Source organism: uncultured Modestobacter sp., from assembly GCF_947486615.1.
Taxonomy (GTDB): domain Bacteria; phylum Actinomycetota; class Actinomycetes; order Mycobacteriales; family Geodermatophilaceae; genus Modestobacter.
The window spans coordinates 100,084-125,977 of sequence record NZ_CANKUD010000004.1 but is presented as its reverse complement, the minus strand read 5'-3'; the positions used below and the strand labels follow the sequence as shown (position 1 = coordinate 125,977).

The window sequence follows — 25,894 nt, the reverse complement described above, 5'->3', positions numbered from 1 at the left end:
GACACTCCCATGCCTCTCGAGCTCTTCACCGTCGGCGAGCCGATCGCCGACACCAAGGCACCCCGCGACGTCCCGATCAAGGACCGCTGGAACGAGCGCCGGTTCCGCGCCCGGCTGGTCAACCCGGCCAACCGCCGCCGGCTGTCGGTCATCGTGGTCGGCACCGGCCTGGCCGGCGGCTCGGCCGCGGCGACGCTGGCCGAGGCCGGCTACCGGGTCAAGAACTTCTGGTTCCAGGACAGCCCGCGCCGCGCCCACTCGGTCGCCGCGCAGGGCGGGATCAACGCCGCGAAGAACTACCGCAACGACGGCGACAGCGTGCACCGGCTGTTCTACGACACGGTCAAGGGCGGCGACTTCCGCTCCCGCGAGGACAACGTGCACCGCCTCGCCGAGGTGAGCACCGCGATCATCGACCAGTGCGTCGCCCAGGGCGTGCCCTTCGCCCGCGAGTACGGCGGCCTGCTGGACAACCGCTCCTTCGGTGGCGCCCAGGTGTCGCGCACCTTCTACGCCCGCGGCCAGACCGGCCAGCAGCTGCTGTACGGCGCCTACCAGGCGCTGGAGCGGCAGATCGGGCTGGGCAACGTCGAGCAGCACCCGCGCACCGAGATGCTCGACCTGATCGTGGTCGACGGCCGGGCCCGCGGGATCGTCGTCCGGCACCTGATCACCGGTGAGATCACCTCGCACATGGCCGACGTCGTGGTGCTCGCCTCCGGCGGGTACAGCAACGTCTTCTACCTGTCCACGAACGCCAAGGGCTCCAACGTCACGGCGGCCTGGCGGGCGCACAAGCGGGGCGCGCTGTTCGCCAACCCCTGCTACACGCAGATCCACCCGACCTGCATCCCCGTCAGCGGCGACTACCAGTCGAAGCTGACGCTGATGAGCGAGTCGCTGCGCAACGACGGGCGCGTGTGGGTGCCCAAGGAGCGCGGTGACACCCGGGACCCGCGGGAGATCCCCGAGGACGAGCGCGACTACTACCTCGAGCGCATCTACCCGGCGTTCGGCAACCTGGTGCCCCGCGACATCGCCTCGCGCCAGGCCAAGAACGTCTGCGACGAGGGCCGCGGCGTGGGCCCGAACGGGCTGGGCGTGTACCTGGACTTCTCCGACTCGATCCAGCGGCTGGGCCGCAAGGCGATCGAGGCCAAGTACGGCAACCTCTTCGACATGTACAACCGGATCACCGGTGAGGACGCGTACGAGACCGGTATGCGGATCTACCCGGCGGTCCACTACACGATGGGCGGGCTGTGGGTCGACTACGACCTGCAGTCGACCATCCCGGGCCTGTTCGTGATCGGTGAGGCCAACTTCTCCGACCACGGCGCGAACCGGCTGGGTGCCAGCGCGCTGATGCAGGGCCTGGCCGACGGCTACTTCGTGCTGCCGAACACGATCAACGACTACCTGGCCGACGGCCCGTTCGAGAAGGTCGACGCCACCCACCCGGCGGTCGTCGAGGCGGAGCAGGCGGTCAAGACGCAGACCGAGAAGCTGCTGTCGATCAACGGCACCCGCACGGTGGCCTCCTTCCACCGCGAGCTCGGCAAGCTCATGTGGGACCTGTGCGGCATGGAGCGCTCGGAGGAGAGCCTGCGCAAGGCGCTGGACCGGATCCCCGAGATCCGCCAGGAGTTCTGGACCAACGTCAAGGTCTCCGGCGAGCAGGGCATCTTCAACCAGAACCTGGAGCACGCCGGCCGGGTCGCCGACTTCATCGAGCTCGCCGAGCTGATGTGCGTCGACGCACTGCACCGCAACGAGAGCTGCGGTGGGCACTTCCGGGCGGAGAGCCAGACGCCTGAGGGTGAGGCGCTGCGCGACGACGAGAACTTCGCCTACGTCGCCGCGTGGGAGTACACCCCCGAGAACGTCCCGCCGGTGCTGCACCGCGAGGCACTCGAGTACGAGTACGTCCACCTCGCACAGCGGAGCTACAAGTGACCAGCACCGAGACACGCACCATGAGCCTGACGCTGCGCATCTGGCGTCAGCGCGACGCGACCAAGAAGGGCAAGATGGTGACCTACCACGTCACCGACGTCTCGCCCGACATGTCGTTCCTCGAGATGCTCGACGTCCTCAACGAGAAGCTCATCCTCGACGGCGACGACCCGGTGGCCTTCGACCACGACTGCCGCGAGGGCATCTGCGGCTCGTGCGGGCTGATGATCAACGGCATCGCGCACGGCCCGGAGCAGGCCACGGTCTGCCAGCTGCACATGCGGTCCTTCTCCGACGGCGACGTGCTGGACATCGAGCCGTGGCGCTCCGGTGGGTTCCCGGTGGTCAAGGACCTCGCGGTCGACCGCTCGGCCTTCGACCGGATCATCTCCGCCGGTGGGTTCATCAGCGTCCCGACCGGCACCGCCCCCGACGCGCACGCCGTCCCGGTGCCGAAGAAGGACTCCGACGCCGCCTTCGACGCCGCGACCTGCATCGGCTGCGGCGCCTGCGTCGCGGCCTGCCCGAACGGCTCGGCGATGCTGTTCACCGCCGCCAAGGTGGCCCACCTCGGGCTGCTGCCGCAGGGCCAGCCCGAGCGCGACGCCCGGGTGCTGAAGATGGTCGGCCAGCAGGACGCCGAGGACTTCGGTGGCTGCAGCAACATCGGCGAGTGCTCCGCGGTGTGCCCGAAGGGCATCTCGATGGAGACCATCTCCCGGCTCAACCACGACCTGCTCGGCGCCCTGCGCGCCGGCGCGGTGCCGACGAGCTGATCGGCCCCGTCCAGAGGCTCGCCCCGAGCTTGCGAGGGGTGAGGAGGACGGGGTCCTTCATGGGCCGGCACCCCCTCGGGGGTGCCGGCCCGTTCGTCGTCCGGGGCTCAGTCGGTGCTCACGCCCAAGCGGTCGACCAGGAACAGGAACGCCGCGGCGAAGTCGTTGCCGTCGACCTCCTTGCGCAGCCGCTCCCACTCCAGCTGCTCCCGGACGGCGCGCACCTGCGGGAGCAGCGCGCCGAAGTCGCAGTAGTGCTCGGTCATCGCCCGCAGCTTGCTGCTGAGCAGGTCGGTCGCCGGCAGCACCGGCATCCGGACGCCGAGCAGGTCCATCTCCGCCGAGCGGTCCAGCAGCTCGGCGTCGACCGGCTCGCCGACGACCCGGTGCAGCACGTCGACGACGACGCCGTCGGTGCACGCCTTGAACAGCCAGTCCTCCGGCGGCCGGACGATCTCGAAGCCGGCCGCCTCCAGCACGTTGGCGGCCCGCTCGGTGTCCCCCTCGGCGACGACGAAGTCGACGTCGTTCTCCGACTCCGGGGCGCCGTGGGCCCACAGCGCATAGCCGCCGGCGAGGGCGAACGGAACGCCGTCGTGCTTGAGCGCAGACGCCGTGCGCTTCAGGGCGGTCCGCAGGGCGTCGCGGTCGGCGGTCACAGAACTCCTCGGGTCCATCGGCCAGATCGGGTGTGCGTCTACCCGAACGGGTAGGCGCACACGCGTGCGACTCGCGACCTTCAACATCCTGCACGGACGCTCCCCGGCCGACGACCGGGTCGACGTGGACCGCTTCGCCGACGCCGTCCGGGAGCTGGACGCGGACGTGCTCGCCCTGCAGGAGGTGGACCGGGAGCAGCCCCGCTCGCACCACGCGGACCTGACCGCGGTGGCCGCCGAGGCGATGGGCGCGGTGGCCCACCGGTTCGTCGCCGCGATCGCGGGCACCCCGGGCGCCACCTGGATGGCGGCCACCGGCCGGGAGCAGCCCGGGACGGCGGAGTACGGGATCGCGTTGCTGTCGCGGTACCCGGTGCGCTCGTGCCAGGTGATCCGGCTGCCGGCGATCCCGTTCACCTTCCCGATGTGGCTGCCCGGGCCACGCAAGGTGATCAAGGTGCACGAGGAGCCGCGGGCCGCGGTCGTCACGGTGGTGCAGACCCCGCACGGCGAGCTGACCGTGGTCAACACCCACCTGTCGTTCGTGCCCGGCTGGAACCGGTTGCAGCTGCGCCGGCTGCGCCGGGACCTGACCGCGTTCCCGGGGCCGCTGGTGCTGATGGGCGACCTGAACATGACCCCGCCGACACCGGCCGCGGTGACCGGCTGGGCGCCGCTGGCCGAGGGCCTGACCTTCCCGCTGGAGGAGCCGGACCGGCAGCTGGACCACGTGCTGCTGCGGGGATCGCTGGGCCGGGTGACCGCCACCTCGGCCCCGCGGCTGCCGCTGTCGGACCACCGGGCACTCACCGTGGACGTCGAGGCCTGAGGCTCTGCCACGATGGCGGGGTGCCCACGCCCACGCTCGTCTTCGACGGTGACTGCGCCTTCTGCACCCGGTCGGCCGAGGTCGCGCGGCGGGTGCTCCCGGCCGGCTGCGCGGTCGTGGCGTGGCAGTTCGCCGACCTGCCGGCGCTCGGGGTGACCGCCGAGCGGGCGCAGACCGAGGTGCTGTGGGTCGACGGCGACGGCGCGGTCTCCGGTGGGGCCGCCGCGGTGGCCCGGGCGCTGCGGGCCGCGGGTGCGCCGTGGGCCGCGCTCGGTGTGCTGCTCTCGCTGCCGCCGGTGCGGTGGGTGGCCGCGGCCGGCTACCGCCTGGTCGCCGCGAACCGGTACCGGCTGCCCGGGGGCACCGCGGCCTGCCGGGTGCCCCCGCGGGACGCGGCGTGACTCCGCGGGACGCGGCGTGACTCAGCGCGACGCGGCCTGACTCAGGCGGCGCCCTCCTGGCGTCGGCCGGCGAGCTCGAGCAACCGCGGGGCGAGGGCCTCGGCCACGAGCGCGTAGCCGGCCGAGGACGGGTGGAAACGGTCGGCGGAGAACAGCGCCGGGTCGGCGGCGAACCGGCGGGACAGCTCCGGGGCCACCGGCGCGACGACCGCGCCGGCCGACTCGGCGGCGAGGGTCTGCCGCGCGCGCAGCTGGTCGCAGATGCCGGCGACGACCGCCCGGAAGGCCGGCGGCACCCAGGCCACCGACGACAGGTCCGGGGTGGGCACGACGAGCACCGTGGCGCCCCGCTCCCCCAGCACGCCGACCGCGTGCCCGAGTGCCGCGGCCGCCTGCGCGGGCGGCACCTGACGGGTGAGGTCGTTGGCCCCGACCACCAGCAGCGCGAGGTCGACGGGCCCGGTCACCCGGCGGACCTGGGCGGCGAGGTCGAGGGAGGTGGCGCCGGGGACGGCGAGCACCTGCAGTTCGGGGTCGTGCCCGGCCTGCCGCAGCGCGCGGGTCAGCCGGGCGCCGAGGGTGTCGTGCGGGGTGGCCGCACCGGTGCCGAAGGCCAGGGAGTCACCGAGGACGAGGAAGCGCACACCTCCTCCAACGCCCGCTCCCCCACGCCCCATCCCGCAGCCCGCGGCCCCGCCGCCTCGCGGCCCCGTCCGGAGGCTCGCCCCCGGCCCCGGTGCAGGGGCCCGCGCTGAGCCTGCGAGGCGTGGGGGGGCACCGGGTTCCTTCGATCAACCGCCCTGGGCGAAGAGGGCGGCGGCCTGGGCGTCGTCCACGAAGGGGTACTTGACCTTGAACTGGGCGAGTGCGTCGGGCACCGACAGCACGTGCGTCTCCCGTCGTCCGGCGGTGTCGATGGTCTGCACGGTCACCATGTCGCCGTTGATCGGGACCCAGTGCGTCTCGGCGTAGTCGGTGAAGACGTTCATGAGGTCCATCGTCGTCCGTGCCTCCGGCGCCGACTCCCGAGGCCCGGGTTGCTTTCGCCAACTCAACACAGAGAAATCCCTCAAGCACTCTCCGCAATCGGCCGACCTCTTGATCAGGTCACCCGGACGGGCGACACCCACGAGAGTGAGAGGCGAGACGATGCGCACCAGGACGACGAACGAGGCAGCGACCGGCACCCGTCCGGCGCGCCGCGTGGCGGGGGTCCTCGTCGCAGCGGCGCTGTGCCTGGGGGCAGCTCCCGGGGTCGCCTCCGCCACGCCGACCAACCCCTCCGACGCCCAGCTCGGCGCCGCCCAGCAGCAGAAGGACGCCGCCGCGCAGCAGGTCGGCGCGCTCTCCGCCCAGCTGGCCAGCGCCCAGGCCGAGGTCGACGCCGCCCGCGCGCAGTCGGCGATCGCCCTGGACACCTTCCAGGGCAAGCAGGCCGAGCACGAGGCGGCCCAGGCCGCCGCCGACGCCGCGACCGCCGCCGCCCGCCAGGCCGAGGCCGAGCTGGCCATCGCTCGGAGCAACGTCGCCGACTTCGCCCGGCAGAGCTACGTGCAGGGCAGCACCAACCCCACGCTCGAGGCGCTGACCACCGCCGACGGGCCCGCGCAGATGCTGGAGCGGGCGGCGCTGCTGGAGGCCGCCGGCGCCCACCAGGGCGACGTGGTCGTGCAGGTCACCGCCGCCGAGCAGCAGGCCCGCACGGCCGACGCCGCCGCGCAGACCGCGCTCGCCGCGGCCGCGACGCTGGAGCAGGAGGCCGCCGACGCGCTCGCGGTCGCCGAGCAGCTCGAGGCGAGCGCCCGGGCCCAGGCCGGCGCGCTGGCCACCCAGCAGGCCACCGTGCAGCAGCAGCTGCAGCAGGCCCAGGAGACGCTGCTCGGGCTGCAGGGCGCCCGCGCCGCCGCCCAGCAGTACGCCGCCCAGCAGGCCGCCGCCGCCCAGGCGGCTGCCGCCCGGTCCACCACCAGCAGCTCCTCGGCGGGCACCCACCAGCTCGTCTCGAACGCCGGCGCCGGTGACTCCTCGGCCGTGGAGACGGCGATCTCCGCGGCGCGCCGGTACCTCGGCACCATCTACTCCTGGGGCGGCGGCTCGCTCAGCGGCCCGAGCATGGGCTGGGGCGTGGACGCCGGGATCGTCGGCTTCGACTGCTCGGGCCTGACCCGCTACGCCTACGCCCAGGCCGGCGTCTCCATCCCCCGCAACAGCAGTGCCCAGTACCAGGCGCTGCCCAAGGTCAGCCGGTCGGACCTGCAGCGCGGCGACCTGGTCTTCTGGGCCACCAACACCAGCAACCCCTCGACCATCCACCACGTCGCCATCTACCTCGGCGGCGGCCAGATCCTGGAGGCGCCGCAGAGCGGCTCGGTCATCCGGGTCACCTCGATGCGGTGGGGCGGCTTCATCGGCGGGGCCCGGCCCAGCGCCTGAACGCATCCCTGCTGGACACCGGCGGCCCAGGACTCGTGGAGTCCTGGGCCGCCGGTGTCCAGTTGTGCGTCGTCAGGCGCTGACCGACTCCAGCGCCTCGGCGGTGAGGGTGACCGAGCGGAGCCGGCCCTCGGTGGTCGGCGACTGGTGGGCGACGATCAGCTCGTCGGCGTCGGCCTGCTTCAGGAAGCCCTCGAGGTAGTCGCCGATCTCGTGCGCGGTGCCGATCGCGGCGTAGGTGAACATCGAGCTGACGTGCTGGCCGGCGCCCTGCTCGAGCAGCAGGTCGGCCTCCTCGTCGGTGAACGTCCGGCCCCGGCCGAACAGCCCGACGGCCATGTTCCGGCGCACCGCCTGCAGGTTCTCCTGCGCCTGCGCGGTGGTGTCGGCGGCGATGACGTTGACCCCGGCGATCACGTACGGCTCGGCCAGCTGCGCGGAGGGCTTGAACTCCGAGCGGTAGGTGGCCACGGCGGCCTCCAGGGCCTGCGGCGCGAAGTGGCTGGCGAAGGCGTAGGGCAGGCCCAGGGCGGCGGCCAGGTGCGCGCCGAACAGCGAGGAGCCCAGGACGTACAGCGGCACGTCCGTGCCCCTGCCGGGGATCGCGTCGACGCCGGGCACCCGGGTCTTCCCGGCGAGGTAGGCCTGCAGCTCCAGCACGTCCTGCGGGAAGGTGTCGGCGGAGTTCGGGTCGCGGCGCAGCGCGTACATGGTGTTCTGGTCCGACCCCGGGGCGCGGCCCAGGCCCAGGTCGATCCGGCCGGGGTACATCGCCTCGAGCGTGCCGAACTGCTCGGCGATGGTCAGCGGCGAGTGGTTGGGCAGCATGACCCCGCCGGCACCGAGCCGGATGCTGCTGGTCTGCGCCCCGACGTGGGAGATGAGCACGCTGGTCGCCGAGGAGGCGATGGTCGGCATGTTGTGGTGCTCGGCGTACCAGACCCGCCGGTAGCCGTGCTCCTCGGCACGCTGGGCGAGGGCGACGCTGGCCGCGATGCTGCTGCTGACGGTCTCTCCCCGGGCGATCGGGGCGAGGTCGAGGACGGACAGCGGGATGCGCATGACGAAGGGCCTTCCAGTCGGTTGTCCAGCCCAACGCGCGACACCGGGCGCCACTTCCCGGGCAGGTCGGTGCCCAGATGTGACAGGCGGGACAGCGCCACGCGCGCCTGCCGATCCGTGACGGAACGCTCACTTACAGTCCGCCCGTGCCGGAGATGACGACGTTCGCGGGCGAGCCCCTGGCCGTGGAGTTCGACCTCAACGGGAGCTGGTGCCCCGCCGTCCTGGTCGGCTGGCGCCACGAGCCCGACGGCACGTGCCGGGTGCGCGTCCAGTTCGTCATCGGCGGGCTGCGCCGGGCCAGCTGGCTGGCGCTGACCGAGGTCCGCCTGCCGGAGCCGGAACCGGCCTGGACGCCGCCGGCCCCGCGCACCCAGCCGGACATGCTGCTCCCCACGCCGGAGCAGGCCCGACGGACCCCGACACCTCTCCCCCCGTTGCCGCCGCTGCGCAGCCTGCAGCCGGTGCACGGCCGGGCCTGACGCCCGTTCCGGTTCCGTACGGCCACTCGGCCTGTCACGCTGGACGTCGTCCCTGGACGCAGCGTCGCGATCCACCGAGGAGCAGCCGTGTTGTGTCAGAGCACCTACGCACTGGACCAGATCGACGGACGACGGGCAGCGGTCGACGAGCGGATCGATGCCTGGCACGCGCTGGCCGAGACGACCGACCCGGCCGCGCTGCACCGCTTCGAGCCGGTCTTCTTCAACGACCTGGTCGTCGTCCTGGCGGACTGGTTCGGGTACCGCGGCCTGGCGGCACTGGACGGCGACGTGCACGACCACGAGGTGGCCGTCAGGGAGGTGCGGCTGCTGGCCGGGTCACTGGCGCACGGCAACACGATGATCGCCGACTGGCGGATCAGGCTGGACCCCGGCCGCAGCGTGCTCGGCCTCCGGGTGGGCGACGAGATCGCCGTCCGTGAGGCCGGGTTCCGCGCCCTGGCCGGCGCCTTCTTCGCCGAGCTGGAGGCCCGCTGCCGCTAGCTCCGCCCGTACCCGGGACGTCGCGCGGTCAGCGGCTCTGCAGCGCGTCCAGCGCGACGGCCATCGAGGCGGCGACCCGGAAGTCCAGGCGGGGGTCGGGCACCGTGACGGTGTAGCGGTCACGGATGGACCGCTGCCGCTCACTGGTGAGCACCGGCGCACCGGTGGTGGTGTCGACGAAGTCGAAGTGGAAGACGAAGGGCACCGGCACGTTGCCGGCGTAGGGGACGACGCCCCAGACCCGGCGCAGCACCGCGAGCACCGGACGGCGCTCCTGCCCGCGGGCGACCAACCCGGGTGCGGAGAGGTTCCAGGTGGAGCGCAGCAGGCTGGCGCCGAACTCCTTGCTGAACTCGCCCAGCCGCTGCCCGTGCTCGTCGAACACGTCGTGCTCGGCGGCGACGTCGAGGCGCTGGCGTGCCTTGAACGAGAACACCCGGCGGCTCTTGGACTCGTCGGCGTAGAAGACGACCTCTTCCTTGAGCTTCATCCGCTTCTGCTCGGCCAGCGCCAGCAGCTGCCCCGCGGAGCCGTCGGGGTTGGCGGCGATGACCTCGTAGCGGTTCACCATCATCGTGACCCGCTGCGTGACGAAGAACGCCGGGACGGTCATCGGGGGCTGGTGCGGGACGGTCACGGGCAGGCTCCTGAGCTCGGGCGATGCTGCGGAGCGCCCATCCTGTCGTATCCGGGGGTCTTGTCGTCCAGGCCTTCACCTGGGGTCTCGGCACCCCTACGGTGGGCCGGGTGCGCGGCGGGGAGGTCAGGACGATCGGCAGCAGCCGGTCACCCCGGGGCAACCCCGGGGCATCGTGAACAGGTCAGGCATCGCGTCATGAGCCAGGCGGCGCGCTCCGCGCACCCAGCGGCACATCCCTCAGGGGACGGCTGGCCACCCCGTCGCGCACCCCGTCCGGCCCACCGGTGACCGCACCGCGACAGCAGGCAGCCCTGGCCGCCGGGATCGGCACCGCCCTGCTCGCCGGGCCGTGGCGGCGGCGGGAGATGGTCCGCCGGGTGGCCGTCGCGCTCGGCCAGGCCCGCGCCGCCACCTGGGTGGGCACGATGGTCGGTGAGGTGCAGACCGGCTACGCCCGCCCACCGGTCGACCGGCCGCGCGAGCTGGCCGCCTTCCTCCGGACGACGCGGGGCTTCCAGCGCGGGCTGACCGCCGCGGCGCCCCCGCGGGTGGTGCGGTGGGCGCCCCGGCCGACCGAGCTGGCCTGGCAGCGCTGGCCGGTGGCCGACCTGCCCGACCAGGCGGCGGTCGCCCGGCTGCTGGACGTCGACGCCGGTGAGCTCGCCTGGTTCGCCGACCTCCACCGGCTGGAGCGCACCGTCGGCGAGCCGCTGCGGCACTACCGCTGGCGGGTCGTGCCGCGCCCTTCCGGGGTGCGGCTGCTGGCCGCACCGAAGCCCCGGCTCAAGGAGGCCCAACGCCGGCTGCTGCGGCACGTGCTCGCACCGGTCCCGCTGCACGACGCCGCGCACGGCGGCGTGCCCGGCCGGTCGGTGCGGACGGCGGTGGCCCCGCACGCCGGCCGCGCCGTGGTGCTGCGGATGGACCTCACCGCCTTCTTCGCCAGCATCCCGGCGGGGCGGGTGCACGGGCTGCTGCTCGGCGTCGCCGGCCTGCCCGAGCCGGTGGCGCACGTGGTCACCGGCCTGGTCACGACCGTGCTGCCGGCACAGGTGTGGCGCGCGGTGCCGGTGCCGGCGGACGCCGATGCCCGCGACCGGCACCACGTGCTCGGCCGGCTGCTGGCCGTGCCGCACCTGCCGCAGGGCGCGCCGACGTCCACCGCGCTGGCGAACCTCGCCTGCGCCCGGCTGGACCGCCGGCTGACCGGCCTGGCCGACGCGTTCGGCGCCCGGTACACCCGCTACGTCGACGACCTCACGTTCAGCGGTGACCCGGGGCTCGGCCGCGGCCGGTTCGCCGAGCTGGTGACCGAGATCGCCGCCGACGAGGGGTTCCGGGTGAACCCGGCCAAGACGTCGGTGACCAGCGACGCGCGGCGGCAGTCGGTGCTCGGCGCGGTGGTGAACACCCGGCCCGCACTGTCCCGCGCCGAGCGGGACGCGCTGCGGGCGCTGCTGCACAACTGCGCGACCCGTGGGTGGACCACCCAGCTGCGCGGGCGCGACCCGGGCACCTTCCGCGACCACGTGCTGGGCCGGGTGGCCTGGGCGGCGTCGCTGGACCCGGTGAGCGGTACCCGGCTGCGGGCGCTGGCCGACCGGATCGACTGGTCGGCCGGCACCTGACCCCGCTGATCGACTGGCCGACCGCGCCGTCCGACGTACCGTCGGGGGCATGAGCGTCGCCCTGCCCTCGACCGTTCCCCTCGGGCACCGGTTCGCCGACGAGCTGCCGGAGATGGCCGTGCCGTGGCAGGCCGAGGAGGCCCCGGACCCGCAGCTGCTGGTGCTCAACGAGCCGCTCGCCGCCGAGCTCGGGCTGGACCCCGCGGCCCTGCGCGGCGCCGCCGGCGTGCGCCTGCTGGTCGGGGCCGACGTCCCGGCGGGTGCCACCCCGGTGGCGCAGGCCTACGCCGGGCACCAGTTCGGCGGGTTCAACCCGCGGCTGGGCGACGGGCGGGCCCTGCTGCTCGGCGAGCTCACCGACCCCGCCGGCCGGCTGCGCGACCTGCACCTGAAGGGCTCCGGGCGCACGCCGTTCGCGCGCGGCGGCGACGGGCTGGCCGCGGTCGGGCCGATGCTGCGGGAGTACGTCGTCAGCGAGGCCATGCACGCCCTCGGCATCCCCACCACCCGCGCGCTCGCCGTGGTGGCGACCGGGCGGCCGGTGCGCCGCGAGGAGCTGCTGCCCGGCGCCCTCCTGGCCCGGGTGGCGAGCAGCCACCTGCGGGTGGGCAGCTTCCAGTACGCCGCGGCGAGCGGTGACCTGGACCTGCTGCGCCGGCTCGCCGACCACGCGATCGCCCGGCACCACCCCGAGGCGGCCGCGGCCGAGCGCCCGGCGCTGGCGCTGTTCGAGTCGGTGGTCGCCGCCCAGGCGTCGCTGGTGGCGCAGTGGATGCTCGTCGGGTTCGTGCACGGGGTGATGAACACCGACAACGTGACCATCTCCGGCGAGACGATCGACTACGGGCCGTGCGCCTTCCTGGACGCCTTCGACCCGGCCACCGTGTACAGCTCGATCGACACCGGCGGGCGGTACGCCTACGGCAACCAGCCGGTGGTGGCCGAGTGGGACCTCGCCCGGCTGGCCGAGGCGCTGCTGCCGCTCATCGACGACGACCAGGAGCGCGCGATCGCGCTCGCCGTGGACGCCCTGGGCGCCTTCCGCCCGCACTACAACGCAGCCTGGACGGCGGGGATGCGGACCAAGCTGGGCCTGCCCGAGGGCCTGGACGACGCCGTCGTCGGCGCGTTCGCCGACGACCTGCTGGTCCTGCTGCAGGCCGACCACGTCGACCACACGTCGTTCTACCGAGGGCTGGGCCGGGTCGCCCGCGGCGACGCCGAGCCGACCCGCAACCTGTTCCTCGACCTCGCCGGCTTCGACGCCTGGGTGGAGCGCTGGCGCGCCACCGGCCCGGACGCCGACGCGATGGACCGGGTCAACCCGGTCTACGTGCCGCGCAACCACCTGGTCGAGGAGGCCCTGACGGCGGCCACCGGCGGTGACCTGGCCCCGCTGCACGGGCTGCTCGACGCGGTGACCCGGCCGTTCGACGAGCGCCCCGAGCTGGCGCGGTACGCCGAACCCGCCCCGGTCGACTTCGGCGCCTACCGGACGTTCTGCGGCACCTGAGCCGGCGCGCGGACCCGGCGGCTGGGCGGTTGCTCACCGAGCACCCGGAAGGTGAGCTGGACGACCGGCCCCGTGCCCAGCGCCAGCAGCACCGTGCCGAGCCCGAGGGCACCACCGAGCAGCCAGCCCACCAGCAGCACGGTGACCTCGATGCCCACCCGGGAGGCGCCGATCGGCCAGCCGTGGTGGTGGCAGGCGACCATCAGGCTGTCCCGCGGTCCGGCCCCGAACGCTGCACCGATGTAGAGCGCGGCGCCGACACCGAGCAGCACCACGGACCCGGCCAGGGCCAGCACCCGCAGCCACAGGGCGGCGTCCGGCAGGCCGTCCAGCCACGAGGTGGCCAGCAGCCGGTCGATCACCCACCCCACGCCGAGCACGTTGACCAGCGTGCCGATGCCCGGGCGCTCACCGAGCGCGGCGGAGAGCACCAGGACGGCGAGCCCGACCAGGATCACGACCAGGCCGAAGGACAGCCCCAGCCGCTCGCTCAGACCGGCGTGCAGCATGTCCCACGGTGCGAGGCCGAGCTGGACCTGCAGGGACGTCCAGACGGCGAGCGCGCACAGGACGAGGCCCCCGACGAAGCGGAGGGCGCGTCCAGGCGGTGGGGTCCAACGGCGGAGACGGGCACGGACGGCGGTGGTGCGGGACGACACGGGGCTCCTCTGCGCGGACGACCCTCACAGCATCCCCGCTCGGCGGCGTCCGGCATCTCGATCACCGGGGCGCCGCCGTCGTCCGCGGCTAGCGCTGCTGTCGTCTCGCGACGATGACGAGGCCGGCCAGCACGAGCGCGATGGGCGCCCAGGACGGCAGCCCGAAGGGCCCGATGACCAGGGCGACGAGGAACAGCACGAGCTGGAACGCCACCCAGAAGCCCACCAGCAGGACCACGAAGAAGAGCACGGGACGTTCCATCCGCAGGCGGTTCAGGTAGTCCACGTCATCTCCTCGGTCGTGCCGTTCTGGTGGTCGACCCGACTGTCGGGTCCTCGGGCACATCGGCAGCACCACGCCACTGCTGAAGGCCAACGACGATCCCACGGCAGACATGCCCGGCCGCCGGGGCAGGCGCCGGGGTGCCCACCGCTCAGTGACCGACTGGGCGAGGACCCAACGACGACGACGCGGGAACATCGCCGGCGTGTCCGACGGGCGGGCCGTCCAGCCCGATGCAGCGAGCTCGCGGGAGGGGCGCCCGCGTGAGGTGTGGGCCACTCAGGCACCGCCGCCTCAGCGAGGAGCTCCTCCCCGGCAGGGCGGCGCTGATCTAGCTGAACGATGCGACGGGATCGCCGAAGGCGCCGTCGTCGGGGACGACGCCGAGTCCGGGACCGGTCGGCACCTGGATGCGGCCGCCCTCGACCCGGACCGGGTGTGCCGAGTCGTAGTGCAGGCCCATGAAGGGCTCGGCGATCCAGACGCCTTCGAGCAGGCGGGGGTGCACGGTCGCGGCGACGTGGACGCAGGCCGCCGCGATGATGTCCCCGCCCCAGGAGTCGTCGCAGGTGTGGGGCAGGGAACGTGCCTCGCAGACGTCGCGGACGGTGGCCATGGCCCCGAGGCCGCCGAGGCGGGTGACCTTGAGGCCGAACCCGTCACACACCCCGAGCGAGATCGCCCGCAACACCTCACCGAGGTCCTCGGCGCTCTCGTCCAGGTGGACCGGGTGGTCCAGCTGGGCGCGGATCGCGGCGATCTCCTCCATGGTGTTGCAGGGCTGCTCGAGCACGAACGGGACGTCGGCGCACTCCCGGTCGATCCGCAGGACGTCGCGGGTGAGCAGCGCCCGGTTGGCGTCGACGACGAGCGGTGTGCGGCCGGTCGCCTCCCACACCTTCCGGATCGCCTCGATGTCGACCTCGACCGGCCGTCCACCGACCTTCATCTGGAGGCGGGGGTAACCCTCGGCGACCTTCTCCGCCGCGACCCGGGCGGTCTCGTCGGGGTCGTCGAGCGTCAGCGACCAGTACGAGTCGACCTGATCGGTCATCGCGCCGCCGAGCATGTCGCACACCCTCAGGCCGTGGGCCTTGCCGAGCAGGTCGTGCACCGCGATGTCGATCGCGGCCTTCGCGTAGTTGTGGCCGTGCAGCAGACCGTGCATCGCGCGCTGGACCGCCGCGGGTCCGGTCACGGTCCGGCCGATCAGTCCCGGGGCCATCTGGGTCAGGGCCGCGCGGGCGCCGAGGGCGTGGGCCGAGGCGTGGGTCGGGCCGATGGGGCAGGTCTCGCCCCATCCGGAGAGGCCGGTGTCCGACACGATCTGCACGACCGTCGAGTCCAGGACGCTGTGCGCGCCCTCGGACATCCGGTAGACGCTGCCGTTCACCGGCAGGTCGACCTGGTAGAGGTGGATCTCGGCGATCCGCATGGTGGTCCTCCCGATCCGCGGGGCGACGCCGGTGTCGTCGCTTCCTGGTGGACCTCCCTGCTGGTGCTGTCAGGCTCGACGATCCGGCGGACTCGCTGCGGACCGGACGACGCCGACGACCGGCTGAGCAGCAGGTCCAGGCAGCGTCAGACGTTGAAGCGGAACTCCACCACGTCGCCGTCGGCCATCACGTAGTCCTTGCCCTCCATGCGCACCCAGCCCTTGGACTTGGCCTCGGCCATCGACCCGGCCTCCATCAGCTGGTCGAAGCCGACGATCTCGGCCTTGATGAAGCCGCGCTGGAAGTCGGTGTGGATGACCCCGGCCGCCTCGGGTGCGGTGGCGCCGACCGGGATGGTCCAGGCCCGCGACTCCTTGGGGCCGGCGGTCAGGTAGGTCTGCAGGCCCAGGGTGCGGAAGCCGACGCGGGCCAGCTGGTCCAGGCCCGGCTCGTCCTGACCGATCGAGGCCAGCAGCTCGGCGGCCTCGTCAGCGGGCAGCTCGATCAGCTCGGACTCGGTCTGCGCGTCCAGGAAGATCGCCTCGGCCGGGGCGACGAGCGCCCGCAGCTCGTCCAGCTGCGCGGTGTTGGCCAGCTCGTCGGCGTCGACGTTGAAGACGTAGAGGAACGGCTTGGTCGTCAGCAGGGTCAGCTCGCGCAGCGGCTCGGGGTCGACCCCGGCGGCGAACAGCGTCTTGCCGGTGTTGAGCACCTCCTGCGCGGCGACGGCAGCGTCGTGCAGCGCCTTGCGCTCCTTGTCCTTGCGCGACTCCTTGTCCAGCCGCGGGATCGCCTTCTCCAGCGTCTGCATGTCGGCCAGCACGAGCTCGGTGTTGATCGTCTCGATGTCGTCGGCCGGGTCGACCTTGCCCTCGACGTGCACGACGTCGGGGTCGGTGAACACCCGGATCACCTGGCAGATCGCGTCGCTCTCGCGGATGTTGGCCAGGAACTTGTTGCCCAGCCCCTGCCCCTCGCTGGCGCCGCGCACGATGCCGGCGATGTCGACGAAGCTCACCGTCGCCGGGATGGTCTTCTGCGAGCCGAACACCTCGGCGAGCCTGTCCAGCCGCGGGTCGGGCACGCCCACCACGCCGACGTTCGGCTCGATCGTGGCGAACGGGTAGTTCGCGGCGAGCACGTCGTTCTTGGTCAGGGCGTTGAAGAGGGTCGACTTGCCGACGTTGGGCAGGCCGACGATCCCGATGGTGAGACTCACGGGAGACCAGCTTACGGACGTCGCCTCGCGCGGGTGCTGCGATCTCGTGGCCCCAACGGTCGAGCAGCTCCGAGATCGCAGATCCCGCGGGATGACGCCGTCCATGCGCCGCCGTGCCGGCGTCGGGAGTCGTCTCGTCGTCGGGTCCCGCGTCGACGATGCGACGACAGGACGCCTCTCGACGGCGTGAGTCGGCTCAGCCCGCCGAACCGGGGCCCGGCAGGAGGCCGCGCTCGACGGCGACCAGCACGGCGCGGGTGCGGTCGTCCACCCCGAGCTTGGTGAACACCCGCAGCAGGTGGGTCTTCACCGTGGCCTCGCCGATGAACAGCTCCCGGCCGATCTCGGCGTTGGTCAGCCCGCGCGCCACGCCGCCCAGCACCTGCAGCTCCCGGGCCGTCGGCGCCTCGACCCCCGGCGCCCGCATCCGGGAGACCAGCTTCGCCGCGACCGGCGGAGCCAGCACCGTCTCCCCGCGGGCCGCCGCGCGCACCGCGTCGGCCAGCTGAGGCAGCGGCGTGTCCTTGAGCAGGTAGCCGGTGGCGCCGGCCTCGACCGCCCGCACGATGTCGGCGTCGGTGTCGTAGGTGGTGAGCACCAGCACCCGCACGCCCGGGTGCGCGGCGACGATGCGGCCGGTCGCCGTGACGCCGTCCATCCGGGGCATCCGCAGGTCCATCAGGACGACGTCCGGCGCGTGCTCGGCGACCGCGGCCAGCGCCGCCAGCCCGTCGCCGGCCTCCCCCACCACCTCGATGTCCGGCTGGGCGGCGAGCCAGCCGACCACGCCGCCGCGCACCACCGGGTGGTCGTCGACCACCAGCACCCGCACGCTCACGGCGCCGGCACCCGGACGGTCACCCGGGTGCCCTGCCCCGGCGCGGAGACGACGTCGACCGCGCCGCCCACCTCCGCGGCCCGGTCGCGCAGCCCGGCCAGGCCCACCCCGGGCGCCGTCGCCGGGTCGAAGCTTACGCCGTCGTCCGCGACGTGCACCGACACCTGCCCCGACTCCCCCGCACCGACCCGGTTGACCTGCAGCACCACCGAGGTCGCCGCCGCGTGCCGGCGCACGTTGGCCAGCGCCTCCTGCGCGCCACGCAGCAGCACGATCTCCTCCGCCCGGGTCAGCGCTCCCGCGTCGTCCAGCGCCGACAGGTCCACCCGGGTGTCGATGCCGGTCTCCCGGCCGAACCGCTCGGCCAGCCGCTGCAGCGCCTCCAGCAGCGAAGCGGAGTCCAGCGACACCGGGGCGATCGCCGCGACCATCGCCCGGGCCTCGGCCAGGTTGTCCCGGGCGACGTCCTCGATCAGCGCCAGCCGCTCGGCGGCGGCGTCCGGGTCGGTGCGCAGCTGGGCGGTGGCGGTCTGGGCGAGCACCACGATGCTGGTGTAGCCCTGGGCGAGGGTGTCGTGCACCTCCCGGGCCCACCGCTCCCGCTCCGCGGCGATGCCCTGATGGTGGTGGGCCTCGGCGAGCTCCCCGCGGGTGGCTTCCAGCTCGGCGATGAGGCGCGCCCGCTCCCGGCTCTGCTGCAGGACGCGGCTCACCCACACCCCCAGCGCCACGCTGAACACCAGACCGATGCCCGAGTCGAGCACCTCCGACAGCGGCTCGGCGCCACGCGTCCAGGCCGTCGCCGGGCCCACCGCGCTGGCCACGGCGAGCAGCACCGTCCACACCGTGCCCGGGCGCGGCGACTCGACCAGGAACCAGATCTGCGGATAGGCCAGGAAGAGCAGGAACAGCAGCTGGGGCGCCTGCCAGCCGAGCACGCCGAACACGGCGACCAGGACGGTCAGGTAGCCGACCGCGTGGGCCGGGCGCTCCTCGGCGAGCGCGGGCGCGCCCAGGAACAGGTAGGCCACCGCCAGGACCGCGAGCGCCGTCAGTGCCCACCTGGTCGAGCCCTCCACCCGGCCGACCTGCGTGGCGACCACCGCGAGGGCCAGCAGCGTCACGAACGCCACGTGGAAGCCGACGACGGTGGCCCGCCAGCCGCGCCCGGACAGCGGCGAACCGCTGTCCTCACCCCGGGCGGGGAGGACAGCGGCCTGCAGCCGGGAGGCGACGCTCAACGGTCGACCTGCTTCATCGCTCGGCCGAGCGCCAGCGGAACGTCCGGGTGCACACCACGACACCGATGATCACCCATGCGACCAGCACGAGGGCAGTCCTGCCGTGCTCCCATCCGCCGGCCACCTCGAACGCGGCGGCCTCGTCGGGCAGGAACGCCGACCGCATGCCCTGGGTGAGCCACTTCAGCGGGAACACCGCGGCCACCTGCTGCATCCAGCCGGGCAGCTCGGGGAAGGCGAAGAACACCCCGCTGAAGAACTGCAGCACCACGGCGAACGCCGTCACCCCGGTGGTCAGCGACTGGGCGCTGCCCGGCAGCCCGGCGACGGCGATGCCCAGCACCGTGCCGGCCAGCGACCCGAGGACGGCGACCCAGCCGAACGTGGCCCAGTCGGCCGCGGCCGCGGGCAACGGGACGTCGTAGCCCCAGTGCGCCACCGGCAGCAGCAGGGCCAGCTGCACCGCCGCCGTGACCAGCACGAGCCCGGCCTTGCCGGCGAAGTAGGCCACCGGCGGGGTGCCGAGCACCTGCAGGCGCTCGAGCTGACCTGCCTCGCGCTCCGCGGCGATCGAGGTGGCGATCGACTGGAAGCTGGTCAGCATGATGCCGGTGGCCGCGATCCCGGCCAGGAAGTACTGCGGGAACGGGACGCCGCCGGGCAGCACGTCGCCGCCGAGCACCGAACCGAACACGACCATCATCACGATCGGGTAGGCGAAGGAGAACACCACCTGCTGGCGTTCCCGGGCGAACAGCCGCAGCTCCAGCCGGGTGCGGGCCAGCGCGACCCGCGCCGCCGAGGGCGGAGCCGGGCGGACGAGGGTGGTGGTCACTGCTCTCCTCCAGGGGTGCCGACGAGCTGCAGGTAGACGTCCTCCAGGCCGGGCCGGGTGACGGTGAGGCCGGGCACCTCGTGCGGGGTGGTGGCCAGCAGGTCGCGCAGCACCGCGCCCGGCGCCTCGGTGCGCACCGAACGGCGGGCGCCGCCCTCGAGCCAGGACACGGTCGCCACCCGGCGCAGCTGCGCGCCGAGCTCGGCCGGAGGCCCGACCTCGACCAGCCGGCCGTCGGCGATCACCCCGACCCGGTCGGCCAGCTCGGCGGCCTCGTCCAGGTAGTGGGTGGTCAGCAGCACCGTCGTCCCCTCGGCGCGCAGGCCGCGGACCAGCTCCCAGAACTGCCGCCGGGCCACCGGGTCCATCCCGGTGGTCGGCTCGTCCAGGAAGACCAGCTCCGGCCGGCCCTGCACGCCGAGGGCCACGGCCAGCCGGCGCCGCTGGCCACCGGAGAGCCGCCCCACCCGGGTGCCGGCCTTCTCCTCCAGGCCGACCGCGGCGAGCAGCTCGGCGGTGGGACGGGGACCGGCGTGGTAGGCGGCGAAGTGGTCCAGCGCCTCGCGCACGGTCAGCGCCTGCGCCGCTCCCTCCCCCTGGCTGACCACGCCGATCCGGGCCCGCCAGGGGCGGCCGGCGGTCGCCGGGTCGGCGTCGAGCACCCGGACCTCGCCGGCATCGCGGGACCGCACCCCCTCGAGCACCTCGATGGTGGTGGTCTTGCCCGCACCGTTGGGCCCGAGCAGGGCGAAGCACTCCCCGCGGACCACCTCCAGGTCGAGGCCGTCGAGCACGGCCCTCCCCCCGTAGCTCTTCGCCAGCCCGCGCACGACCACGGCGGGGGCGTCCGCGGTGGTCGGGGCGGGCGGTGCCCACTCGGTCGTCGTCATGCCCCGAGCCTGTCGGCGCGGGGACGCCGCCGGGACCACCGGAGCGTGGGCCGGACGTCCACCGACCGGTGGACGGCGAGCCGCGCACCGTCCCGTCCGAAAGCCGCCAGTCGGGCACCGCCGGCGGTGCCATGCTCGTGCCATGACGACGACGCTGGAGCGCGGGCAGCTGGACGTCGAGCGCTGCTACCGCGCCGTCTCCAGCCGGGACCCGCGCTTCGACGGCTGGTTCGTGACCGCCGTGCACACCACCGGCATCTACTGCCGCCCGTCCTGCCCGGCGCGCACGCCGCTGGAGCGCAACGTCTCCTTCCACAGCACCGCCGCCGCGGCCCAGGCGGCCGGTTTCCGCGCCTGCCGCCGCTGCCGCCCCGACGCCGTCCCCGGGTCGCCGGAGTGGGACGCCCGCGCCGACGTCGTCGCCCGGGCGATGCGGCTGATCGCCGACGGCGAGGTGGAGCGCGCCGGCGTCGGAGGGCTGGCCGCCCGGCTGGGGTACTCCGAGCGCCAGCTGCACCGGCTCCTCACCGGCGAGCTCGGCGTCGGCCCGCTGGCGCTGGCCCGAGCGCAGCGCGCGCAGACCGCCCGGCTGCTCATCGAGACCACCCGGCTGCCGATGGCCGACGTCGCGTTCGCGGCCGGCTTCGCCAGCATCCGGCAGTTCAACGACACGGTGCGCGCGGTGTTCGGGACGACGCCCTCGGCCCTGCGCCCGGCCACCCCGCGCAGCGACGGCGGCCCGCCCGGCTGGCTGACCCTCCGGCTGGCCGCCCGCGCCCCGTTCGCCGCCGACGAGGTGCTGCTCTTCCTCGGCGCGCACGCCACCCCGGGCCTGGAGGAGTGGGACGGGACGACGTTCTCCCGGGTGCTCGACCTACCGCACGGGCCGGCCGTCGTCCGGCTCTCCCCCTCCCCGGACGGCGGGCCGGCGGTGCTGGCCCGGCTGCGGCTGTCCGAGCTGCGCGACCTGGGCGTCGCCGTCGCCCGGTGCCGGCGGCTGCTGGACCTGGACGCCGACCCGGCCGCCGTCGACGCGGTGCTGGGCGCCGACCCGGCGCTGGCGCCGCTGGTCTCCGGTGCACCGGGTCGCCGGGTGCCGGCCGCACCGGACGCCGACGAGCTCGCGGTGCGCGCCGTCCTCGGCCAGCAGGTGTCGGTCGCCGGTGCCCGGACGCTGACCGCGCGGGTGGTGGCCACCGCCGGCCGGCCGCTCGCCGAGCCGGTGGGCACGCTGACCCACGCCTTCCCCTGCCCGGCCGCGCTGGCCGACGCCGACCTCTCCGCCGTCGGCCTGACCGGGGCGCGCCGCCGCACCGTGCACACCCTGGCCGCCGCACTCGCCGAGGGCACCGTGGCACTGGACCCCGGCGCGGACCGCGAGGCGGCGCACCGCCAGCTGCTCGCCCTGCCCGGCATCGGCCCGTGGACGGCGGCGCTGGTCGGCCTGCGCGGGCTGGCCGACCCCGACGTCTGGCTGCCCGGTGACCTGGCGCTGCGCCGCAGCCTGACCGCGCTGGGCAGCTCCGACACCGACGCCGCGACCCGCTGGCGGCCGTGGCGCTCCTACGCCGTGCTGCACCTCTGGGCGCTCGCCGTGCCCGCCCTCTTCACCCGCGGCACCACTGATGAACGGAGCCCGTCATGACCATCGCCCCCGCCCGGTACGCCACGGTCGACACCCCGCCCGGCCCGTTCACCGTGCTGGTCACCGCTGGCCCCGACGGCAAGGACGTCGTGCTGGCCAGCGGCTGGACCGACGACGTCACCGAGCTGCTGCCGGTGGTGCACCGCTCGCTGCGGCCCACCTGGGTGGAGCGGGCCGACGACGACCTGCCGGTGCTGGCCGCGGTGGCGGCGTTCTGGGCCGGCGACGTGACCGCGATCGACGGGGTGCCGGTGCGGCAGCGGTCGGGGCCTTTCCTCACCGACGCCTGGGACGCGCTGCGCACCGTGCCGGCCGGCGCGCCGGACACCTACGCCTCCTTCGCGCAGCGCTGCGGCCGGCCCACCGCCGTGCGCGCCGCCGCGGGTGCCTGCGCCAAGAACGCCGCGGCGCTGTTCGTGCCCTGCCACCGGGTGCTGTCCACCGGCGGCGGCCTGGGCGGCTTCCGCTGGGGCACCCCGGTCAAGCGCTGGCTGCTCGACCACGAGGCCTCGCATGCGTCGGTCCCCGCCTGAGCCATCTCACGCGCGCCGCTCTGCCGGGTGGCCATCGTGCTGGGCGCCGTCGTGCTGGGCGCCGTCGTGCCGGGCCCCGCCCTGCCTGACCGGTTCTGTCGGACCCCTCCGGCAACCTGACGGGCATGGACGCCGCCTCCCTGCTGCTCGGGCTCCTGCTCGGTGCCCTCTTCGCCACCGCGATCACCCTGGGCGTGGTCGCGCTGCGCGGCCGGTCGACGCCGGCGGCGGCGCCCGACGCGCTCGACCCGGTGCACGAGTCGCTGGACCACCTGCACCGCCTGCTGGCCGGCATCGAGCGCGACCGGGCCACCGCGCACGGCGAGCTGCGCGAGCAGGTCGGCACCATCGGCCAGACCTCGGCGCTGCTGCGCCAGGAGACCGCCGCGCTGGTCACCGCGCTGCGCACGCCGCACGTGCGGGGCCGGTGGGGTGAGCTCCAGCTGCGCCGGGTGGTCGAGGTGGCCGGGCTGCTGGAGCACTGCGACTTCGTCGAGCAGCCGTCGGGCACCACCGACGACGGCGACCGGGTGCGGCCCGACCTGGTGGTCACCCTCGCCGACGGCCGAGAGGTGATCGTCGACGCGAAGGTGCCGTTCACCGGCTACATCGAGGCCGTGCAGGCCACCGACCAGGGCGTCCGGGCCCAGCGGGTGGCCGACCACGCCCGCCAGCTGCGGGTGCACGTCGACGCCCTGGCCGCCCGCCGTTATCCCACCGCCTTCGGCTCGGCCGCGCCGTTCACCGTGCTCTTCGTCCCCTCCGACGGCTTCCTCACCACCGCGCTGGAGGCCGAGCCCGACCTGCTGGAGCACGGCTTCGCCCGCGACGTCATCGTGGCGACCCCGAGCACCCTGCTGGCCCTGCTGCGCACCGTCGCCTACTCCTGGCGGCAGGAGCGGCTGGCGCAGGACGCCGCCGCCGTGCTCGAGGTGGGCCGCACGGTGCACGCCCGGCTCGGCACGCTCTCCGGCCACCTGACCAAGCTCGGCTCGGCACTGGGCTCGGCGGTGAGCCGCTACAACGAGACCGTCGGCTCCTACGAGCGGTCGGTGCTGGTGGCCACCCGCCGCTTCGACGACCTCGGGGTGGCCGCTGCCCCCGTCCCGACCCCCGCGCCGGTCGAGGGCGCCGTCCGGGTGCTCCGGTCGGTGCCCGACGACGACGCCGCCGGGCGCGCCACCGGGGAGCTCACACTGCCGGGGCTGCACTCCCCCGCCCGCCCACCGGCGGACCTGGCACCGCCCGCCCGGCCGGAGTCCACCCGGCACACCGAGCCCGACGGTGGGCGGCACACCGCCGACCGCGACGGCACGCACGGCTGACCCGCCCCGCCGGCCAGCGACGGTCCTGGCGGGTCGTCCCGCCCTCCGCCGGTCCTGACTGCGCACGCTGGCCCGGCCCCGGGACCACCGCAGGAACGGTGCACTCCCCCGGCTGCGGGAGTTCCGTGGGTGGTGGGGCTGGTGGGGCGGTGTTCCGCACATGTCGCCAGGCGGGCACCCGGACACCGGCGAGTTCTGACCCGCCGCATCGGTCGACGTCCAGCGTCTACTCAGGCAGGGCCGTTACCGTGGCCCGGTCGGTGCGGGTCGTGGCCCGCTCCGCGAACGAGGAGGTGCAAGATCGCTCCGGTGACTGTCGATGCCAGGCGGGAGGCTGCTGTGCGCGCAGAACCCAGCGACGCCGGCCGCGCCGCAGGGCGGGCGTATCCGTCGCCGCGCGCGGCGAGCAGCCCGTCCCGGAGCCGTGCGGACCGTGACCGCCTGCTGCAGGACCGCGACCGCCGTACGCCCGACCGCCGTCCGCCCGCGCCGCGGGAGTCCGCCCGGGGCGGCCACCACTCGGGCGAGTTCCGCCGTCCGGTCCCACAGCCGGCGCGGGAGGCCCGGGGCGACCGGCACACCGGTGCCTCCGCCGCCCGCAGCGTCCCCGCGTCCGGGCCGCGGGTGCCGGGGGTCGTCGCCGTCCTGGGGGTCTTCCTGATCACCCTGGTCGCCGCGGCCGCCGACTCCTACGTCGGGATCGGGCTGGGGATCATCACCCTGGTGGCGCTCACCGGCTCCACGGTCTTCGCCGCGCTGGTCACCCGGCGCCGCGACCTGCTCACGGTCGTGGTCGCCCCGCCGCTGGTCTTCAGCGCCGTCGCGCTGGCCAACATCGGCCTGGCCCCCTCGGCCACCCTGAACCTGGCCAGCCTGGTCACCCTGCTGGTCCGTGGCTTCCCGGCGATGGCGATCGCCACCGGCGCCGCCCTGGTCCTCACCCTCATCCGGCTCGCCGCCCGTCGCTGAGCAGCCCGCACGCAGAACGGCCCGGCACCCTGGGGTGCCGGGCCGTTCTGCGTCGCGCCGCCCCGTCCCGGGTCACGCCCTGAGCGAGCGAGGAGGAGAGCCGGTCAAGCCCCGTGCCGGGTCCGAGCTCGCGAAGGGCAGAGCGGGATCTGCCCTCAGTCGGACTCGACCGCCAGCGCCTCGCGGCGGGGCTTCAGCTCGTGCGGCAGCGCGAAGACCAGTCGCTCCTCGGCGGCCTTCACCGTCTCGACGTCGGCGTAGCCGCGGGCGGCCAGCCAGTCGAGCACCTCGCTGACCAGGATCTCCGGCACCGAGGCGCCACTGGTCACGCCCACGGTCTCGACCCCGGCGAGCCACGCCTCGTCGACCTCGGAGGCGAAGTCGACCAGGTGCGAGTCGCGGGCGCCGGCCTCCAGCGCCACCTCGACCAGCCGCACCGAGTTCGACGAGTTGGTCGAGCCGACCACCAGCACCAGGTCGCACTCGGCGGCCATCTGCTTGACGGCCTGCTGCCGGTTCTGGGTGGCGTAGCAGATGTCGTCGCTGGGCGGGCTCTGCAGGCCGGGGAAGCGGTTCTTCAGCGAGTCCACCGTCGCCAGCGTCTCGTCGACCGACAGCGTGGTCTGGGACAGCCAGACGACCTTCTCCGGGTCGCGCACCTGGACGTTGGCGATGTCCTCGGTGCCGTCGACGAGCTGGGTGTTGGCCGGGGCCTCACCCATCGTGCCCTCGACCTCCTCGTGCCCGCGGTGGCCGATCAGCAGGATGTCGTAGTCGTCCTTGGCGAAGCGCTTGGCCTCCATGTGCACCTTGCTCACCAGCGGGCAGGTGGCGTCGATGGTCTGCAGCGACCGGGCCTGCGCCTCCGCCTTCACCGCCGGGGAGACCCCGTGCGCGCTGAACACGACGACCGCGCCCTCGGGCACCTCGTCGGTCTCCTCCACGAACACCGCGCCCCGGCGCTCCAGCGTCGCGACGACGTGCTTGTTGTGGACGATCTGCTTGCGCACGTACACCGGGGCGCCGTGGATCTCCAGCGCCCGCTCGACGGCGACCACCGCCCGGTCCACGCCGGCGCAGTAGCCCCGGGGGTCGGCCAGCAGGACGCGTCCGCGCGGTTCAGCCATGACCCCATGGT

General features: G+C 74.4%; 27 protein-coding genes. 13 read left to right on the top strand and 14 right to left on the bottom strand.

Annotated elements, in window-relative coordinates:
• Positions 1 to 9: 9 nt before the first annotated feature.
• Complete coding sequence (locus Q1A09_RS09250; protein WP_299953879.1) at positions 10 to 1,956, top strand: fumarate reductase/succinate dehydrogenase flavoprotein subunit; 1,947 nt, start codon at positions 10 to 12, stop codon at positions 1,954 to 1,956.
• Positions 1,953 to 2,732: a succinate dehydrogenase/fumarate reductase iron-sulfur subunit gene (locus tag Q1A09_RS09245; protein WP_299953876.1), complete on the top strand. Its 780-nt coding sequence runs from the start codon at positions 1,953 to 1,955 to the stop codon at positions 2,730 to 2,732. The genes Q1A09_RS09250 and Q1A09_RS09245 overlap by 4 nt, the downstream gene beginning before the upstream one ends.
• A 107-nt stretch (positions 2,733 to 2,839) precedes the next feature.
• Here the strand turns inward: Q1A09_RS09245 and Q1A09_RS09240 are convergent, their stop codons facing one another.
• Positions 2,840 to 3,391, bottom strand: a complete 552-nt coding sequence (locus tag Q1A09_RS09240; protein ID WP_299953874.1) for a nucleotidyltransferase — start codon at positions 3,389 to 3,391, stop codon at positions 2,840 to 2,842.
• Positions 3,392 to 3,455: 64 nt separating this feature from the next.
• Here Q1A09_RS09240 and Q1A09_RS09235 point away from each other — a divergent pair, with 64 nt between their 5' ends.
• Both Q1A09_RS09235 and Q1A09_RS09230 read left to right on the top strand, forming a co-directional pair.
• Positions 3,456 to 4,220: an endonuclease/exonuclease/phosphatase family protein gene (locus Q1A09_RS09235; protein WP_299953872.1), complete on the top strand. Its 765-nt coding sequence runs from the start codon at positions 3,456 to 3,458 to the stop codon at positions 4,218 to 4,220.
• Between the two features lie 20 nt (positions 4,221 to 4,240).
• Positions 4,241 to 4,621: a thiol-disulfide oxidoreductase DCC family protein gene (locus Q1A09_RS09230; RefSeq protein WP_299953870.1), complete on the top strand. Its 381-nt coding sequence runs from the start codon at positions 4,241 to 4,243 to the stop codon at positions 4,619 to 4,621.
• Between the two features lie 41 nt (positions 4,622 to 4,662).
• Here Q1A09_RS09230 and Q1A09_RS09225 read toward each other — a convergent pair whose 3' ends face one another.
• Both Q1A09_RS09225 and Q1A09_RS09220 read right to left on the bottom strand, forming a co-directional pair.
• Positions 4,663 to 5,265 (bottom strand): GDSL-type esterase/lipase family protein, encoded by a 603-nt coding sequence (locus tag Q1A09_RS09225; RefSeq protein WP_299953868.1) that lies wholly within the window; start codon positions 5,263 to 5,265, stop codon positions 4,663 to 4,665.
• A gap of 147 nt (positions 5,266 to 5,412) precedes the next feature.
• Positions 5,413 to 5,610, bottom strand: a complete 198-nt coding sequence (locus Q1A09_RS09220) for a hypothetical protein (protein ID WP_299953866.1) — start codon at positions 5,608 to 5,610, stop codon at positions 5,413 to 5,415.
• Between the two features lie 160 nt (positions 5,611 to 5,770).
• Between Q1A09_RS09220 and Q1A09_RS09215 the strand changes: the two genes are divergently transcribed.
• On the top strand, positions 5,771 to 7,054 hold the full coding sequence (locus tag Q1A09_RS09215; RefSeq protein WP_299953864.1) for a C40 family peptidase: 1,284 nt from the start codon (positions 5,771 to 5,773) through the stop codon (positions 7,052 to 7,054).
• A 72-nt stretch (positions 7,055 to 7,126) separates the two neighbouring features.
• Here Q1A09_RS09215 and Q1A09_RS09210 read toward each other — a convergent pair whose 3' ends face one another.
• On the bottom strand, positions 7,127 to 8,116 hold the full coding sequence (locus Q1A09_RS09210) for an LLM class flavin-dependent oxidoreductase (protein WP_299953862.1): 990 nt from the start codon (positions 8,114 to 8,116) through the stop codon (positions 7,127 to 7,129).
• A gap of 146 nt (positions 8,117 to 8,262) precedes the next feature.
• On the opposite strand from Q1A09_RS09210, the gene Q1A09_RS09205 reads away from it, so the two are divergent.
• The gene (locus Q1A09_RS09205; RefSeq protein WP_299953860.1) at positions 8,263 to 8,598 is read left to right on the top strand and encodes a hypothetical protein; all 336 of its coding nucleotides are present in this window, start codon (positions 8,263 to 8,265) and stop codon (positions 8,596 to 8,598) included.
• 87 nt (positions 8,599 to 8,685) lie between these two features.
• Positions 8,686 to 9,102, top strand: coding sequence for a hypothetical protein (locus tag Q1A09_RS09200; protein ID WP_299953858.1), 417 nt, complete (start codon positions 8,686 to 8,688; stop codon positions 9,100 to 9,102).
• A gap of 28 nt (positions 9,103 to 9,130) precedes the next feature.
• On the opposite strand, the gene Q1A09_RS09195 is transcribed toward Q1A09_RS09200, so the two are convergent.
• A complete protein-coding gene (locus Q1A09_RS09195) occupies positions 9,131 to 9,739 on the bottom strand; it encodes a hypothetical protein (protein WP_299953857.1) in 609 nt (202 codons plus the stop codon).
• 287 nt (positions 9,740 to 10,026) lie between these two features.
• Between Q1A09_RS09195 and Q1A09_RS09190 the strand changes: the two genes are divergently transcribed.
• Positions 10,027 to 11,370, top strand: coding sequence for a reverse transcriptase family protein (locus Q1A09_RS09190; RefSeq protein ID WP_299953855.1), 1,344 nt, complete (start codon positions 10,027 to 10,029; stop codon positions 11,368 to 11,370).
• Positions 11,371 to 11,419: 49 nt separating this feature from the next.
• Positions 11,420 to 12,883: a YdiU family protein gene (locus Q1A09_RS09185; RefSeq protein WP_299953852.1), complete on the top strand. Its 1,464-nt coding sequence runs from the start codon at positions 11,420 to 11,422 to the stop codon at positions 12,881 to 12,883.
• Here the strand turns inward: Q1A09_RS09185 and Q1A09_RS09180 are convergent.
• The 8 genes from Q1A09_RS09180 to Q1A09_RS09145 all read right to left on the bottom strand — a co-directional run bounded on the left by Q1A09_RS09180 (position 12,859) and on the right by Q1A09_RS09145 (position 20,284).
• Complete coding sequence (locus Q1A09_RS09180) at positions 12,859 to 13,392, bottom strand: YitT family protein (RefSeq protein ID WP_299953849.1); 534 nt, start codon at positions 13,390 to 13,392, stop codon at positions 12,859 to 12,861. The two genes, Q1A09_RS09185 and Q1A09_RS09180, sit on opposite strands and share 25 nt — an antisense overlap.
• Positions 13,393 to 13,630: 238 nt before the next feature.
• Positions 13,631 to 13,828, bottom strand: a complete 198-nt coding sequence (locus Q1A09_RS09175; protein WP_299953846.1) for a hypothetical protein — start codon at positions 13,826 to 13,828, stop codon at positions 13,631 to 13,633.
• A 328-nt stretch (positions 13,829 to 14,156) separates the two neighbouring features.
• Positions 14,157 to 15,260 (bottom strand): mandelate racemase/muconate lactonizing enzyme family protein, encoded by a 1,104-nt coding sequence (locus Q1A09_RS09170; protein ID WP_299953843.1) that lies wholly within the window; start codon positions 15,258 to 15,260, stop codon positions 14,157 to 14,159.
• 146 nt (positions 15,261 to 15,406) lie between these two features.
• Positions 15,407 to 16,480 (bottom strand): redox-regulated ATPase YchF, encoded by a 1,074-nt coding sequence (gene ychF / locus Q1A09_RS09165; protein WP_299953841.1) that lies wholly within the window; start codon positions 16,478 to 16,480, stop codon positions 15,407 to 15,409.
• Positions 16,481 to 16,676: 196 nt separating this feature from the next.
• Complete coding sequence (locus Q1A09_RS09160; RefSeq protein ID WP_299953839.1) at positions 16,677 to 17,318, bottom strand: response regulator transcription factor; 642 nt, start codon at positions 17,316 to 17,318, stop codon at positions 16,677 to 16,679.
• Positions 17,315 to 18,559, bottom strand: a complete 1,245-nt coding sequence (locus tag Q1A09_RS09155) for a sensor histidine kinase (protein WP_299953837.1) — start codon at positions 18,557 to 18,559, stop codon at positions 17,315 to 17,317. Before Q1A09_RS09155 ends, Q1A09_RS09160 begins: the two co-directional genes overlap by 4 nt.
• 13 nt (positions 18,560 to 18,572) lie before the next feature.
• On the bottom strand, positions 18,573 to 19,394 hold the full coding sequence (locus tag Q1A09_RS09150) for an ABC transporter permease (RefSeq protein WP_299953835.1): 822 nt from the start codon (positions 19,392 to 19,394) through the stop codon (positions 18,573 to 18,575).
• Positions 19,391 to 20,284 (bottom strand): ABC transporter ATP-binding protein, encoded by an 894-nt coding sequence (locus tag Q1A09_RS09145; protein ID WP_299953833.1) that lies wholly within the window; start codon positions 20,282 to 20,284, stop codon positions 19,391 to 19,393. Before Q1A09_RS09145 ends, Q1A09_RS09150 begins: the two co-directional genes overlap by 4 nt.
• Before the next feature lie 142 nt (positions 20,285 to 20,426).
• Here Q1A09_RS09145 and Q1A09_RS09140 point away from each other — a divergent pair, with 142 nt between their 5' ends.
• The 4 genes from Q1A09_RS09140 (at position 20,427) to Q1A09_RS09125 (ending at position 24,756) form a co-directional block, all read left to right on the top strand.
• A complete protein-coding gene (locus tag Q1A09_RS09140) occupies positions 20,427 to 21,929 on the top strand; it encodes an AlkA N-terminal domain-containing protein (protein ID WP_299953831.1) in 1,503 nt (500 codons plus the stop codon).
• Positions 21,926 to 22,462, top strand: a complete 537-nt coding sequence (locus Q1A09_RS09135; RefSeq protein ID WP_299953829.1) for a methylated-DNA--[protein]-cysteine S-methyltransferase — start codon at positions 21,926 to 21,928, stop codon at positions 22,460 to 22,462. Before Q1A09_RS09140 ends, Q1A09_RS09135 begins: the two co-directional genes overlap by 4 nt.
• Before the next feature lie 125 nt (positions 22,463 to 22,587).
• Positions 22,588 to 23,787: a DNA recombination protein RmuC gene (locus Q1A09_RS09130; protein ID WP_299953827.1), complete on the top strand. Its 1,200-nt coding sequence runs from the start codon at positions 22,588 to 22,590 to the stop codon at positions 23,785 to 23,787.
• 339 nt (positions 23,788 to 24,126) lie between these two features.
• Positions 24,127 to 24,756, top strand: coding sequence for a DUF6542 domain-containing protein (locus Q1A09_RS09125; RefSeq protein WP_299953824.1), 630 nt, complete (start codon positions 24,127 to 24,129; stop codon positions 24,754 to 24,756).
• A gap of 155 nt (positions 24,757 to 24,911) precedes the next feature.
• Here the strand turns inward: Q1A09_RS09125 and Q1A09_RS09120 are convergent, their stop codons facing one another.
• Positions 24,912 to 25,883 (bottom strand): 4-hydroxy-3-methylbut-2-enyl diphosphate reductase, encoded by a 972-nt coding sequence (locus Q1A09_RS09120; protein WP_299953822.1) that lies wholly within the window; start codon positions 25,881 to 25,883, stop codon positions 24,912 to 24,914.
• Positions 25,884 to 25,894 lie beyond the last annotated feature (11 nt).